General features: G+C 69.8%; 14 protein-coding genes. 9 read left to right on the forward strand and 5 right to left on the reverse strand.

What is annotated here, in order from left to right; translation table 11 throughout:
• Nucleotides 1–141 precede the first annotated feature (141 nt).
• Entirely contained in the window at nucleotides 142–912 is a 771-nt protein-coding gene (locus tag ACFQ4H_RS11535) for a hypothetical protein (protein ID WP_377569964.1), read from the reverse strand.
• A 346-nt stretch (nucleotides 913–1258) separates the two neighbouring features.
• Between ACFQ4H_RS11535 and gdhA the strand changes: the two genes are divergently transcribed.
• Entirely contained in the window at nucleotides 1259–2599 is a 1341-nt protein-coding gene (gene gdhA, locus ACFQ4H_RS11540; protein ID WP_449289019.1) for an NADP-specific glutamate dehydrogenase, read from the forward strand.
• 151 nt (nucleotides 2600–2750) lie between these two features.
• On the opposite strand, the gene ACFQ4H_RS11545 is transcribed toward gdhA, so the two are convergent.
• Together ACFQ4H_RS11545 and ACFQ4H_RS11550 are read right to left on the reverse strand one after the other, a co-directional pair.
• Nucleotides 2751–3191: an NUDIX domain-containing protein gene (locus ACFQ4H_RS11545; RefSeq protein WP_377569965.1), complete on the reverse strand. Its 441-nt coding sequence runs from the start codon at nucleotides 3189–3191 to the stop codon at nucleotides 2751–2753.
• Between the two features lie 63 nt (nucleotides 3192–3254).
• Nucleotides 3255–3806 (reverse strand): hypothetical protein, encoded by a 552-nt coding sequence (locus ACFQ4H_RS11550; protein WP_377569966.1) that lies wholly within the window; start codon nucleotides 3804–3806, stop codon nucleotides 3255–3257.
• Between the two features lie 206 nt (nucleotides 3807–4012).
• Between ACFQ4H_RS11550 and ACFQ4H_RS11555 the strand changes: the two genes are divergently transcribed.
• The 4 genes from ACFQ4H_RS11555 to ACFQ4H_RS11570 are packed head-to-tail and all read left to right on the forward strand — an operon-like array spanning nucleotide 4013 to nucleotide 5938.
• On the forward strand, nucleotides 4013–4486 hold the full coding sequence (locus ACFQ4H_RS11555) for an Asp23/Gls24 family envelope stress response protein (protein ID WP_377569968.1): 474 nt from the start codon (nucleotides 4013–4015) through the stop codon (nucleotides 4484–4486).
• Nucleotides 4483–4797, forward strand: a complete 315-nt coding sequence (locus ACFQ4H_RS11560; protein WP_377569969.1) for a hypothetical protein — start codon at nucleotides 4483–4485, stop codon at nucleotides 4795–4797. The genes ACFQ4H_RS11555 and ACFQ4H_RS11560 overlap by 4 nt, the downstream gene beginning before the upstream one ends.
• Nucleotides 4798–4799: 2 nt before the next feature.
• Nucleotides 4800–5321, forward strand: a complete 522-nt coding sequence (locus ACFQ4H_RS11565) for a hypothetical protein (protein ID WP_377569971.1) — start codon at nucleotides 4800–4802, stop codon at nucleotides 5319–5321.
• Entirely contained in the window at nucleotides 5318–5938 is a 621-nt protein-coding gene (locus ACFQ4H_RS11570) for a hypothetical protein (protein WP_377569973.1), read from the forward strand. The genes ACFQ4H_RS11565 and ACFQ4H_RS11570 overlap by 4 nt, the downstream gene beginning before the upstream one ends.
• Before the next feature lie 95 nt (nucleotides 5939–6033).
• Here ACFQ4H_RS11570 and ACFQ4H_RS11575 read toward each other — a convergent pair whose 3' ends face one another.
• Nucleotides 6034–7353, reverse strand: a complete 1320-nt coding sequence (locus ACFQ4H_RS11575; RefSeq protein ID WP_377569974.1) for a hypothetical protein — start codon at nucleotides 7351–7353, stop codon at nucleotides 6034–6036.
• Nucleotides 7354–7446: 93 nt separating this feature from the next.
• The gene (locus ACFQ4H_RS11580) at nucleotides 7447–8619 is read right to left on the reverse strand and encodes a sensor histidine kinase (RefSeq protein WP_377569975.1); all 1173 of its coding nucleotides are present in this window, start codon (nucleotides 8617–8619) and stop codon (nucleotides 7447–7449) included.
• 131 nt (nucleotides 8620–8750) lie between these two features.
• Here ACFQ4H_RS11580 and ACFQ4H_RS11585 point away from each other — a divergent pair, with 131 nt between their 5' ends.
• Genes ACFQ4H_RS11585 through ACFQ4H_RS11600 form a run of 4 tightly spaced genes read left to right on the forward strand, consistent with a single transcriptional unit; the run spans nucleotide 8751 to nucleotide 12482 of the window.
• Nucleotides 8751–9650: an ABC transporter ATP-binding protein gene (locus ACFQ4H_RS11585; RefSeq protein WP_377569977.1), complete on the forward strand. Its 900-nt coding sequence runs from the start codon at nucleotides 8751–8753 to the stop codon at nucleotides 9648–9650.
• The gene (locus ACFQ4H_RS11590; RefSeq protein WP_377569978.1) at nucleotides 9647–10432 is read left to right on the forward strand and encodes an ABC transporter permease; all 786 of its coding nucleotides are present in this window, start codon (nucleotides 9647–9649) and stop codon (nucleotides 10430–10432) included. Before ACFQ4H_RS11585 ends, ACFQ4H_RS11590 begins: the two co-directional genes overlap by 4 nt.
• A complete protein-coding gene (locus ACFQ4H_RS11595) occupies nucleotides 10429–11778 on the forward strand; it encodes a DUF418 domain-containing protein (RefSeq protein WP_377569980.1) in 1350 nt (449 codons plus the stop codon). The genes ACFQ4H_RS11590 and ACFQ4H_RS11595 overlap by 4 nt, the downstream gene beginning before the upstream one ends.
• A complete protein-coding gene (locus tag ACFQ4H_RS11600) occupies nucleotides 11775–12482 on the forward strand; it encodes a YqeB family protein (protein WP_377569982.1) in 708 nt (235 codons plus the stop codon). The genes ACFQ4H_RS11595 and ACFQ4H_RS11600 overlap by 4 nt, the downstream gene beginning before the upstream one ends.
• Nucleotides 12483–12488 lie beyond the last annotated feature (6 nt).

Below are 12488 nucleotides of genomic sequence, written 5' to 3' on the forward strand. Positions count from 1 at the left end.
GTCGGCACCGGCCTGGACCCGCTGCGGTCGGCACCCCGGGGGGGTAGGGACACGTCGGCCGGGCCACCACGACAGTGGTGGCCCGGCCGGTACGTCGTCGCCACTGCGACCGTGACCGGTCTGCTCGGACAACGGGTCAGGTCACCTGGTCCAGGTGTCCCGGACGATGTCCGCAGCCTGCTCCTCCCACTGGGCGTAGGCGAACGGGTACGCGGACACCTGCACCGTCTGGGCGGCGTCGGTCAGGGCCATGTCCTGCCAACCGGGCACCCGGCGCAGCCCCTCGTAGAACGCGGTGGCCGAGTACTTCGGGTTGGTGATCTGCTCCACCGTGCCCCAACCCGTCGACGGTCGCTGCTGGAACAGCCCCTGCGAGTCGTGGTCGTTGAGCGCTCCCAGGTGTCCGTAGTTGTTCAGCTTGGACTCCTGGAGCGAGGTCGCCACTCCGATCACCGCCGCCCGTTCCGGCAGGCCCATCTCCCTGGCGGTGGTCACGATCGTCTTCGCGTTGTCCAACTGCTCCTGGGACAGCGGCGTACGCGACTGCATGCCCTGGGTGCCGTGTGGGATCAGTTCTTCCCTGCTCGGCGTCTCCGTCGCCTGGTCGGCTCGGGCAGCCTCGCTGTCCGCCCCGGCCGCTTCGCTGCTCGGGGTGCCCGCGCCGGGGTCAGCGCCGGCGGGACGGTCCTCGGACCGGTCGACGCCGGCACGTTGATCGTTACCGACGGCGAGGTTCAGCGCGGAGGCTGCGTCCTGGTTGACGCCGGATGGGACCGGGTTGATCGGCGACGGGTCGAGGAGTGGGCTGGCGGCGAGGCCGCCGAGCAGCGCCACGCCAGCGACGGCCAGCACGGCCCTGCGGGACTTCGTCTGCGTTATGGCCGGGAGCATACGGCTGAAGGTGTCCTTCACTGTGGTCTGCCTTCCGGTCGGGGAGATCGGTGGTCCTCGGGGGGTGAGGGCCTCCGGTGATGCCCGGCAGGAGCGAGCCACCGACTGGATGCCGGTAACGCGCCAGGCATTCAGAAAATGGAACGGGCCGGGCTCTTCCGACATTCCAGATTTGCTGGGTTGCCTGGTTCACCTCCCGAGGCGGCACACGACGGGCGACCATGGTCCGTGAAGCCGGCACAGGCCGCGAAACCGGCCAGTGAACCAGCCGCCGCACCTATCGACGTACCACCCTCGGATACGGATGCCCAGGTCGGATAGGGCAGGATGGCTGACTCACGCCTCAGAGCGGCCTGAAGGAGCAGCCATGATGAACGAGACCCTGGAGACGGTGTTTGCCCATGTGATCGGGCGCAACCCGGGCGAACAGGAGTTCCATCAGGCGGTGCGTGAGGTGCTGGACAGCATCGGACCGGCGCTGGTCCGACACCCGGAGTACGCCGAGGCGAAGATCATCGAGCGGATCTGCGAGCCGGAACGGCAGATCATCTTCCGGGTGCCGTGGGAGGACGATCGCGGCGAGGTCCAGATCAACCGGGGCTTCCGGGTGGAGTTCAACAGCGCGCTCGGCCCGTACAAGGGCGGCCTACGCTTCCACCCCTCGGTCTACCTGGGCATCGTCAAGTTCCTCGGCTTCGAGCAGATCTTCAAGAACGCACTCACCGGAATGCCGATCGGCGGCGGCAAGGGCGGGTCGGACTTCGACCCGAAGGGCCGTAGCGATCGGGAGGTGATGCGCTTCTGCCAGAGCTTCATGATCGAGCTGTACCGGCACATCGGCGAGTACACCGACGTGCCGGCCGGCGACATCGGCGTGGGCGGACGGGAGATCGGCTACCTGTTCGGGCAGTACAAGCGAATCACCAACCGGTACGAGTCCGGCGTCCTGACCGGCAAGGGCCTGGGCTACGGCGGCGCCCAGGTGCGCCGCGAGGCCACCGGCTACGGCACCGTCTTCTTCGCGGAGGAGATGCTGCGGGTCGACGGGGACAGCCTGGACGGCAAGCGGGTGGTCGTCTCCGGCTCCGGCAACGTCGCGATCTACGCCATCGAGAAGGCCCAGCAGTTGGGCGGCAACGTGGTGGCCTGCTCCGACTCCTCCGGCTACCTGGTGGACGAGAAGGGCATCGATCTCGAACTGCTCAAGCAGCTGAAAGAGGTACGGCGCAGCCGGATCAGCGACTACGCACAGGTCCGACCGCATGCCCGGTTCGTGCTCGGCCGTAACGTCTGGGAGGTCCCCGGCCAGATCGCCCTGCCGTGCGCCACCCAGAACGAGATCTCCGCCGAGGACGCCACGGCGATGGTGGCGAACGGTTGCACCGTGGTGGTGGAGGGCGCGAACATGCCGACCACCCCGGACGCCGTACGGATCTTCACACAGGCCGGTGTGCGTTTCGCCCCGGGAAAGGCGGCCAACGCCGGCGGTGTCGCGGCCAGTGCGCTGGAGATGCAGCAGAACGCCACCCGCGACTCCTGGACGTTCGACTACTCGGAGCAGCGCCTGCAACAGATCATGCAGGACATCCACGCCCGGTGCTTCGCCACCGCCGAGGAGTACGGCATGCCGGGCAACTACGTGGCCGGCGCCAACATCGACGGCTTCCGCCGGGTCGCCGACGCGATGCTGGCCCACGGCCTCATCTAGTACGGCGTCCTCCTACCTTCACAGGTTGCCGGTGGGGTCGGGGATCCCCGTCCGGCGGAACGGGTCCGTCTCACCATCGTGTGGTGGGGCGGGCCACCGCCGGCCATCAGGTCCGCGACTGCGCCGGTGGCGCGGTGGCCCCGGAGCACCCCTACTGGCCGGTCCGCTCCCGCGCGATCATCCCGAGGCTGTCGACCGCCACGGGGGAAAGTTCCGATTGCACCAGGTCCGACAGGGGCATCCAGGCGACGGCACGGGTGGAGTCGTCGGTCCCGGTAACCACGAGCGGGCCGGGCCTGAGATCTACGACGTAGAAGAGTCCCGTCAGGTGCCAGTCCACTCCGAGTCGGTGAGCGGTATACGTCCGCGCGTCCACCAGCCGGGCCGCAAGAAGTCCACTGCCGGTCTCCTCGTACAGCTCACGTGCCAGCGCCGCCGGTGGCTGCTCGCCCGGATCGATTCCTCCGCCGGGCAGATGCCACAGCCCCGGCGCGAACACCGGTGAGGCATCCGAGAGCTGAGTCAGTAGCAACTGCTCCTCCACGACTGCGATCGCGTACGCAGAGACGCGTGACCGCACCTGGCGTCCCACTTGCCACCCTCCGGAACTCGATTTCCACGGCTCCCACGGAGCTCGTGCGGAACACCGTATCGATCATGCGCCACCAGGGTCCGGGTCGACGAACGGTATCGGCAGCACGACTCGGGACGCGACGCCGGCCCCCTCGACGGAGTGCGCTGGCGGCGGCCGGTCGTTGACCGGCATCCGGCTGTGGAGACGCCCGCCCGCCCCGCCACCACGTCGGGTCACCGTGATCGTCACCAGGTGGACCGGTGGTGGCGGGGTGGCGAAACGTCCCGTACCCCAACGCACCCAGATCGGGACCCGGCCGGCACCCGCCTCCGCCACCAGCTTGTCCACGGTACGACGCCGATCGGTGTGGTCGATCTCAACGACGACGGGCGGGCCAACCGGCCTCGCACAGGCAACGTCGAGCACCGAGTACTGCCCCGAGAGCGGCGGCGGCAGCGGCACCACGCTGGCGGCCCGCCGATAGACCCGCCAGCCTTCGCCACCCGCCCACTCGACGACCGACTCGATGATCCGCGCTGTCACCTCATCGGTAGTGAGGTCCACGAAGTGCAGCCGGTCGAGCCAACGAGCGAGTGACGCGGCTAACCGCTCGCCGTCTTCCGCGACGTCCATGGGGCGCAGGGTAGCGCCTCCGTCCGGACACCCGTACGCCTCCGTCCGGACACCAGTGCAGCGTGCAGCCCTGGATGCCCCTACCCGAGCGACCCTCGGATCAGATGTGACCCAGATCACATGCTCGGGCAGGATGGGCAGGTTCAAGAGCGGGCTTCCCGGTGTAAGCACCTCCGGCCAGGCAGCGATCCGCGAGGAGCACGTAGTTGACCGACACGACGATCCGTTACGACGGCCGGGCCGGGCTGCGACCGCAGCTCGAAGCGCCCCCCGCCGGCTCGCCCCCATACCGTGCCCAACTGACCAGCGACGTGGGCAGGACCCGGATCTCCGAAGCCGTGGTCTCCAAGATCGCAGGACTGGCCGCCCGGGAGATCCCCGGCGTGTACGCCATGGGTGCCGCAGCCATGCGCGGAACGCAGACCCACGGCCCGGTGACCGGCGATGCCCACGGGGCCCGGCGGGGCGTCTCGGTCGAGGTGGGCGAGCGTGAGGCCGCCATCGACCTGGACATCGTGACCTGGTACGGCCAGAGCGTGGTGGACGTGTGCGACGCGGTACGACGCAACGTCATCGACCGGATCGAGGCGACGACCGGGCTCAAGGTCGTCGAGGTCAACATCACCGTCGACGACGTCCACGTCGAGGGCGACGACGAACTGGAGCTACAGGGGCCATGACCGGACACGAATCGATCGCGCGGGCCGTACGCGATGCGGTTCTCGCCGTACCCGGCGTGGTCCGGCTGACGCCTGGCGCCCCGATGGAGGTCTCCACCCAGTTCCCCGGCGGAAAGGTCGTCGGCGTCCGCCTCGGTGACCCGGTAGAGGTACACGTCGCGGTGGACCGGGCACCGGTCGTGCCGGTCGCCGAACGCATCCGGACGGCGGTACGCGAGGTGCTCGACCGGGCGGGTGAGAACCGGCCGGTCGAGGTCGTCGTCGACGACATCGAGCCGGTGGCGCTCACCACCATCACGCGACGGAGGTGACCATGCGGTTGGCCAATCGACTGGCGTCGCTACTGTTGGCCGTCGTACTGCTGGCCGGTGGCCTGCTGATCGTGGTGGAGACCGGTCTCGCGGCGTTCGGCCTGCCCGCCCTGCTGATCGATCGGGACGGCTGGTACGCCGCGCTGTCCACCACCCGGCTCGATGATCCCGTCACCCGGACCGTCGCGGGTACGGTGACCCTGCTCGGCGTGCTGATCCTGCTGGCCGAGCTACGTCGGTGGACCCCCGAGCGGCTGGGCGTCCAACTCGCCAACTGTCATCTCCACCGCCGCTCGATGGAGCGGAGGCTGGCCGGTGCCGCTGGTGCGGTGGCGGGCGTGGCATCCGCCACGGCCCGGATCCGGCGACGGGGCCGGGTCTGGCGGCCCCGGATCCGGGTGGTGGCCGACCCGTCCGTGCGGCCCGCCGTCGAGCGGGCCGTCCGCCGCGAACTCGACCGGCTGGCCGTACCGCCGGCTCAACCACTCGGCGTGCGCGTGGTCCGGAATCGGCGGGCCCGGTGACCCACGCCGACCTACGGGTGCTGTGGACCGTCATCGGACTGCTGCTGGTCGCCGTCGGGGCCTTCGGCGTCGTCGCCGGTCTCGGTCACGTCGGCGGCGTCGACCCCGAGGCTCCGCTGCTCTGGTCCGGCCTTCTCGGCCTCTGGCACGACACCGCGCCGACCGGCCTCGTCGTGCTCCTCGCCCTCGGGCTGCTGCTGGCCCTGCTCGGCCTCCGGCTGCTCAACCGACAACTGCGCCCCCGGCCCGAACCACTCATGGGCGAACTGCCCCTGCCCGACTCGATGGCTGTGGTCTCGGGCACCGACGGTGCGGCGCTGGACGCGATGGACCTGCCCGGTCGCACGACCGTACGGGGAGCGGTGCTGACCCGCGGTCTCGAACGTGATCTCACCCGCGATCCGGCGGTACGGGAGGCATCCGTCGTACTCGCCGGTGAGGTGACACGGCCCGAACTCCTGATCCGGCTGTACCTCGGGCCGCATGCCCGCCTGGACACCGTGCACGAGCATGTCGGATCGGCGGTGGCCCGGTTCTCGGCCACCACCGGGCTGTGCCCGCGCTACCTGGACGTCACCGCCCGGGTAGCGCCGACAGGTTTCAGCCGGGTGCGGTAGGACGGTCCCGGTCGACCCCGTGCCGGGCGTACACGTTGATCCTCGACGCCCGGCATCCACCCGGCGGTCGGCCGGAGCGAGGTGACAGGACCCTGTCAGTCCCAGTCGGCCTGCGGCACCGCCACCACGACCCGGTTCCCGAGATACTCGGTCTGGGTCCACAGGTAGTCGGCCACCCCCTCGGTGGGGTCGTGCCAGTAGGACAGGTCCTCCGGCCCGAAGGCCCAGGTGTACGCGGCGGTACGTCCGGTCTTGCTGTTCCAGTGCCGCAGCGTGCCGTAGTGGTCCGCCACCGTGCCGCCCCGGCAGCCGTTGCTGCTGGCGAACCAGTAGATCCCGTCGTACGCGGCGACCCCCTGCATCTGCTGGTAGCCGGTGTTGTACGCGGCCACCGCAGTGACGGTGCGCCCGTCCGCGCCGGTCTGCAACCGCGAATCGGCCCCGAACGGGAACCGCACCAGCCGGGACTTGGTGGCGGCGGTGGTCGAGTCGGCCGCGTACTCCGCGACGACCAGCGCCTTGGCCGCAGCGGCCGGGCCGCGATCGACCGTACCGAAGGAGAACCGCAGACCGCCGGTCTTCGAGGAGACCCTGCCCACCTGCGGCATCACGTAGGCGTAGTTGAACGCCTGGTAGGTACCGTTGGCCTGCCGGCCCACGGCGGTGGCCGAGTCGGTCGCCACCGAGTAGATCCGGGAGAAGTCGAAGACCCGTAGCCCACCACTGGTGTCCATGACGTAGAGGTACTGGCCGTACCAGGCGATGCCTCCGGCGTGCAGGGATTCCCCGCCGCCGGTCAGCAACGGCCGGTAGTTGGCCTTCCCGGCACTGTCGACGTACGGCTCGACCAGCAGCAGGTGCCGGTAGGTGTTGGCGAAGTCGGCATCCCAGTCGACCAGCGAGATCCGTACGCCCTTGACCGGTAGCCGGGACGACAGCGGGACCTCCGGATCGCGGGGGCAGCGGCCGTCCGGGGAGGTCACTCCGACGCCCTTGTGGTACCAGGCGGACGCGACCAGTTGGTGGCCGTCGAAGTGCCCGTTGGCGGCTGACTCACGACTGGTGGCGAGTCCCTGCGGATACCACTCCGGGGTGTCGTCGTCGCCGGTCTGCCAGCAGAACCCGATCGTGTCGGCACCGGAACGGTTCTTGAGCGGTTGCCAGACGGGCTGGTTGCACAGTGCGCCACGGGTCCGGTTCGCGGCCGCCATCACCTGGGAGACGCTGCGCTTCTGCCCGGTCAACGCGGTGTCCAACTGGGCCAGGGCGTTGTTGTAGAGACTGAAGTCCTGATCGAGGGTGAAGTTCGCCGGGTTGAGCGTCGCCGGCGCGGCCGACGCAGGTGTCGAGACCAGAGCGGTGGACGCCGCCACCGTCAGCGCGGTGAGGCACGCCAATGTAAATCTCTTTCTCATCAGCGCAGATTAATGCAGGAAAGCTTCACAGTGAAGTCCTTGAATGTCGATGAACGTGAACCTTGCCGCTGCCGGGCCGGCGTGGCTTCCCGCTCAGGCCGGCCAGGGCAGCCAGGCCCGGAGCCGGAAGTCCCCGACGGCGGTACGGCCATGTTCGAGCCGGCCGCCGACGAGAGTGGCCCGCTCGGTGAGACCCACCAGCCCGAAACCGGCACCGGGGATCGCCCCGGTGGCGCGGATCGGCCAGGGGTTGCGCACCTCCACGGTCAATCCGACACCAACGGCACCGGTCACCGTCACCACCACCGCCGCACCCCGCGCATGCTTCCGAACGTTGGTGAGCCCCTCCTGCACGATCCGGTAGGCGGTACGGCCCACCGCCGCCGGAACCGCGACCAGATCGGTCCCACCGGCATCGAGCCGTACCCGCATCCCCGCTCTACGGGACTCGGCGACCAACTCGGGAACGTCCGCCAGGGTGGGCTGCGACCGGTCCGGCGGCCCCTCGGCCGGCTCCTCCCGTAGCACACCGATGACCTCGTGCAGCTCCCGCAGCGCCTGGTCCGCGCTGTCGCGAATGACCACGGCAGCCCGGTCGATCTCCGCCGACGGGATACCCGGTCGCAGCTGCAACGCCCTGGCCTGCCGGCCGAGCAACGAGATCCGGTGGGTCAGGACGTCGTGCATCTCCCGGGCGATGCGGGTACGTTCCATCCGGCGTGCCTGCGCGACCCGCAGCCGCTGCTCGGACTCGGCCCGCTGTGCCCGGTCCCGCAGCGAGACCACCAACTGGCGTCGGGTACGCACGAACAGCCCCCAGGCCAGCACCGCCACGGTGAACAACGCACTGACCAGCATCTCGACCCAGAAGAAGTCCTCCTGCCATTCGGGACGCACGACCGGGAACAGCAAGCCGGTCGCCCACTGCACCACAGCCACCGGCACCGCCACCGCCAGCCGCCCCCGTACGGTGACCGTGAACAACGAGATGACCAACGGGCCGAAACAGGTCACCGAGAAGACGGCGAGAGGGGACAGTGCCAGTGCCACCGCGTTCGGCCAGCGCCGCCGTAGCCACAGCGCCAGACAGCTCAGCCCGCCGAGGGCCACGTCCGCGATGAGCACCGGACCGGGCACCGGCCGCTCGATGCTCAACCAGGTCAGCCACCCGGCGACGAGCAGCGCCAGGCCGAAGCAGGCGAAGTCGACGAACCAGTCGACGCGGGTACGGCGGGCCACGGCCGATTGCACAGAGGTCGTACCCACCACCGGATCGTACGTTCCGGTCCGCTACGGGGACATCCGACCAAAGTCGATGCCCGAGGGTGACCTTGGTCAGGCCCGCCTCGACCTCGGACCGTCGCGCCCGCTCCCCCGTGCCCGGCAGGCTGAGTTGCATGATCAGTGTGGAACACCTGACCAAGCGGTACGGCCGGCACAACGCCGTCGACGACGTATCGTTCCGCTGCGAGCCCGGAACGGTGACCGGCTTCCTCGGCCCCAACGGCGCCGGCAAGTCGACGACGATGCGGATGATCTGTGGGCTCACCCCGCCCACGGCCGGTACGGCCACCGTCGACGACCGGCCCTACCGACAGTTGGCCAATCCGGGCCGGGAGGTCGGAGTGCTGCTCGACGCCTCAGCGCAGCACCCCGGCCGTACCGGGCGGGAGACGTTGACCCTGTCGGCCCGGTTGATGGGCGTCTCTCCGACCCGGGTCGACGAACTGCTCGACCTGGTCGGTCTCGACGCCGCCGCGACCCGACGACGGTTCGGCGGCTACTCGCTAGGTATGCGTCAGCGCCTGGGGCTGGCCCACGCGCTGCTCGGTGACCCGCACGTCCTCATCCTCGACGAGCCGGCCAACGGCCTCGACCCCGAGGGCATCTTCTGGATGCGCGGGGTCCTGCGTGACTTCGCCGACCGGGGCGGTACCGTGCTGCTCTCCTCCCACCTGCTGCGCGAGGTGGAGGCGGTGGCCGACCACTTCGTGGTGATCGGCGGTGGCCGGATCGTCGGGGCGGGTCCCAGGGAGGACCTGCTCGGTAGCAGTGGAACCCGGGTACGCACCCTCGATCCGCAGCGGCTGACGGCCGCGCTACTGGCCGCCGATGTCGCCGTCAGCCGTACCACCGACGGGGCACTGACCGTACCGGCCGACGCCGAGACGGTGGGCAGGGTCGCCGCGGCGGCCGGCATCGTCCTGCTCGAACTGCGCCCGGTGACCGACGGCGGCCTCGAACGGCTCTTCCTCAGCCTCACCGCCAGCGGATCCGGGCAGGAGACCAGCAGATGACGACCGCCATCGGGTACGCCCCGACCACATCGACCGCTGCCGCCACCGGCCCGTCACTCGGCCGGCTGACCGGTGTCGAGTTACGCAAGATGGCCGACACCCGGTCCGGGCGCTGGCTGCTGGCGGTGACCGCCCTGATCTCCGCCGCACTGGTGACGATCATGCTGTTCGTCGCCGAGCCTCGGGACCTGACCCTTGCCGGACTGTTCGAGCCGACGTTGCTACCGTCCGGCGTACTGCTACCGGTGCTGGGCATCCTGGCGGTGACCAGCGAGTGGACCCAGCGCACCGCACTGACGACGTTCGTGCTCGTGCCGGATCGGCGGCGGATCGCGGCCGCCAAACTGGTCGCCGCCGTGCTGCTGGCCGCCGGCTCGATCGGTGCGGGCCTCGGGTTCGCCGCACTGGGCAACATCGTCGGCATGGTGGCGGCCGACGGGGCCGGAAACTGGCGGCTCAACTGGGCCATGCTCGGCGCTGCCCTGCTCGTGCAGACCATCAACGTGGTGATGGGCGTCGCCTTCGGCATGCTGCTGATGAACTCGGCCACGGCCATCGTGCTCTACTTCCTGCTGCCCACGGTGTGGGGCGTGCTCGGCGAGATGATCCGCGCGTTGGCGACCCCGGCCGGCTGGCTGGACCTCACCGTCACCACCACTGCCCTGATCGAGAACGAGATGACCAGCGAGGGTTGGGCGAAACTCGGCGTATCGGTGGCGGTGTGGGTGCTGCTGCCATTGACCGCCGGCCTGGTCCGGCTGCTGCGCCGGGAGGTCGTGTGACCAGCCGCCCCGAACCCGACGTTGCCCGGACCGGGCGGCTGGCCCGGGGTGGCGTACGACCCGACGAGCGGGCCCTCGCCCCGGATCTCGCCCGTGGCTGCATGCTGCTGTTGATCGTGCTGTCCAACACCGCCTTCCACCTCTGGGCCGCTCGACACGGCGCGTCCGGGTGGCATCCGGTCGACGGGTCGCCGCTGGACCGCGCCGTGCAGTTCCTGATGATCACCATGCTCGACCTTCGCGTCTATCCGCTGTTCGCGTTCCTCTTCGGCTACGGGATGATGCAGCTCTTCCTACGTCAGACCGCGGCCGGGACCACCGACCGGACGGCCGCCCGGCTGGTGCGTCGACGCGGCCTGTGGCTGATCGTCTTCGGGTTCGCCCACGCCGCGCTGCTGATGGCCGGTGACATCATCGGCTCCTACGGGCTGATGAGCCTGGTCCTGGGGTGGCTGTTCATCCGACGCGGCAACCGGACGTTGCTGGTCTGGGCTTCGATCGCGGTGGCGGTGCTGGTCGTTGCGACCGTTCCCGCGATTCACGCACTGCTCACCGGCGGCCTCGGCGAACTCGGCGAGGCCGGCACCGAGCCGTCCACGGTGTTCTACGCAGCCGGCGAAGCGGACCTGTTCGCCGCCGTCGGCACGCGGCTGGCGACCTGGTCGTTCGTAACCCTCGGCGGTGGTCTGCTCTCGGCCCCCGGGTACGCCATGATGCTGCTGGCGTTCCTGGCCGCACGACGGCGGGTCCTGGAGGAACCCGGCAAGCACCTGCGGCTGCTGAGGTGGACCGCGGTCATCGGCGTGACAGTCGGCTGGCTCGGCGGGCTGCCGGCGGCACTGGCCCACATCGGCGTGTGGCAGGTCCCCCCGGCCGCCGTCTCGGAGACCGGGGCGCTGCGACTGATCCAGGATGGCACCGGGATCGGCGGCGGACTCGGCTACGTGGCGCTGTTCGCCCTGATCGCGTACCGGCTGTCCGGACGGACCCGCCAGGCACGCGCGGTGGTCGCGGTAGCCGCCGTGGGTAGGCGTTCGCTCTCCAGCTACCTGACCCATTCACTGATCTTCTCGCCGTTGCTGGCGGCCTGGGGCCTCGGCCTGGGCGCAAGCCTGGGAAGTACGACGATGGCCATGTTCGGGGTGGCTGTCTGGTTGGTGACCGTCGTCGGTGCCTACGTTCTCGACCGGACCGGGCGGTCCGGGCCGGCAGAAGCGCTCCTACGCCGGCTGGTGTATGGCCGGGTCGGGCGCGGACCAGCCGATCCGCCTTCGCTCACCCCGGTGGGCAGCCGACCGGGGGTCCCCCGTACCGGAGTTCTCACAGAGGAGAAAAGCAACTCATGAGATCGGACACGACAGCGGGCAGCAGCGAAACCACGGTTACCGATCCGCTCTGGGTACACGGTCTCATGTGGCTCGGCTTCCCACTACTGGGCGCACTGGCCGGGTGGTTGCTCAAGATCTCGGCGCACTGGATCGTGTCGCTGCCATGGGCACCGCTACAGGGCCCCTTCAAGCTCATCGCCTCGATCCCTGAACCGCAGGCAGCCATCGGAGCAGTCGTCGTCGGAGCCCTCGCCGGCCTGGTCTTCGCCTTCCTCGGCGCTGCCGAGAGCCTCACCGTCACCGTCGCCACCAGCCGGGTGATCCTCAAGCGGGGTAGCGGTGCTCCCCGGCAGATCGCCCGTGGACAGGTCGACGGCGTCTTTCTCGACGGCAGGCAACTCGTCCTACTCGGCCGAGGCGGGCAGGAACTGGCCCGGGAGAAATCAGACCTGGCCGGTACCCGGCTCACCGACGCCTTCCGACGACACAGCTATCCCTGGCTGACCGACGGCGACCCGTACCGGGACGAGTACCGACGCTGGGTGCCGGACATCCCGGACCTTCCCACGGGTGCCGACGCGCTGTTCAAGGCCCGGGAGCGTGCGTTACGCAAGGGCGACCACACCGACCAGGCGGAGCTACGCGACGAGCTGGCCAAGCTCGGAATCGTGGTACGGGACGAGGACAAGCGCCAGTACTGGCGGCGCAGCGGTCAGCGCTGACCGACC

Origin of the sequence: Micromonospora sonneratiae (assembly GCF_042679305.1) — a bacterium.
Lineage (GTDB): Bacteria > Actinomycetota > Actinomycetes > Mycobacteriales > Micromonosporaceae > Micromonospora_H > Micromonospora_H sonneratiae.

What these genes read in the sequence shown, in the direction of transcription:
- ACFQ4H_RS11560 (WP_377569969.1), top strand. Translation starts at nt 4,483, where the DNA reads ATGACCGGACACGAATCGATCGCGCGGGCCGTACGCGATGCGGTTCTC.
- ACFQ4H_RS11590 (WP_377569978.1), top strand. Translation starts at nt 9,647, where the DNA reads ATGACGACCGCCATCGGGTACGCCCCGACCACATCGACCGCTGCCGCC.
- ACFQ4H_RS11550 (WP_377569966.1), bottom strand. Translation starts at nt 3,806, where the DNA reads ATGGACGTCGCGGAAGACGGCGAGCGGTTAGCCGCGTCACTCGCTCGT.
- ACFQ4H_RS11565 (WP_377569971.1), top strand. Translation starts at nt 4,800, where the DNA reads ATGCGGTTGGCCAATCGACTGGCGTCGCTACTGTTGGCCGTCGTACTG.
- gdhA (WP_449289019.1), top strand. Translation starts at nt 1,259, where the DNA reads ATGATGAACGAGACCCTGGAGACGGTGTTTGCCCATGTGATCGGGCGC.
- ACFQ4H_RS11600 (WP_377569982.1), top strand. Translation starts at nt 11,775, where the DNA reads ATGAGATCGGACACGACAGCGGGCAGCAGCGAAACCACGGTTACCGAT.
- ACFQ4H_RS11575 (WP_377569974.1), bottom strand. Translation starts at nt 7,353, where the DNA reads ATGAGAAAGAGATTTACATTGGCGTGCCTCACCGCGCTGACGGTGGCG.
- ACFQ4H_RS11585 (WP_377569977.1), top strand. Translation starts at nt 8,751, where the DNA reads ATGATCAGTGTGGAACACCTGACCAAGCGGTACGGCCGGCACAACGCC.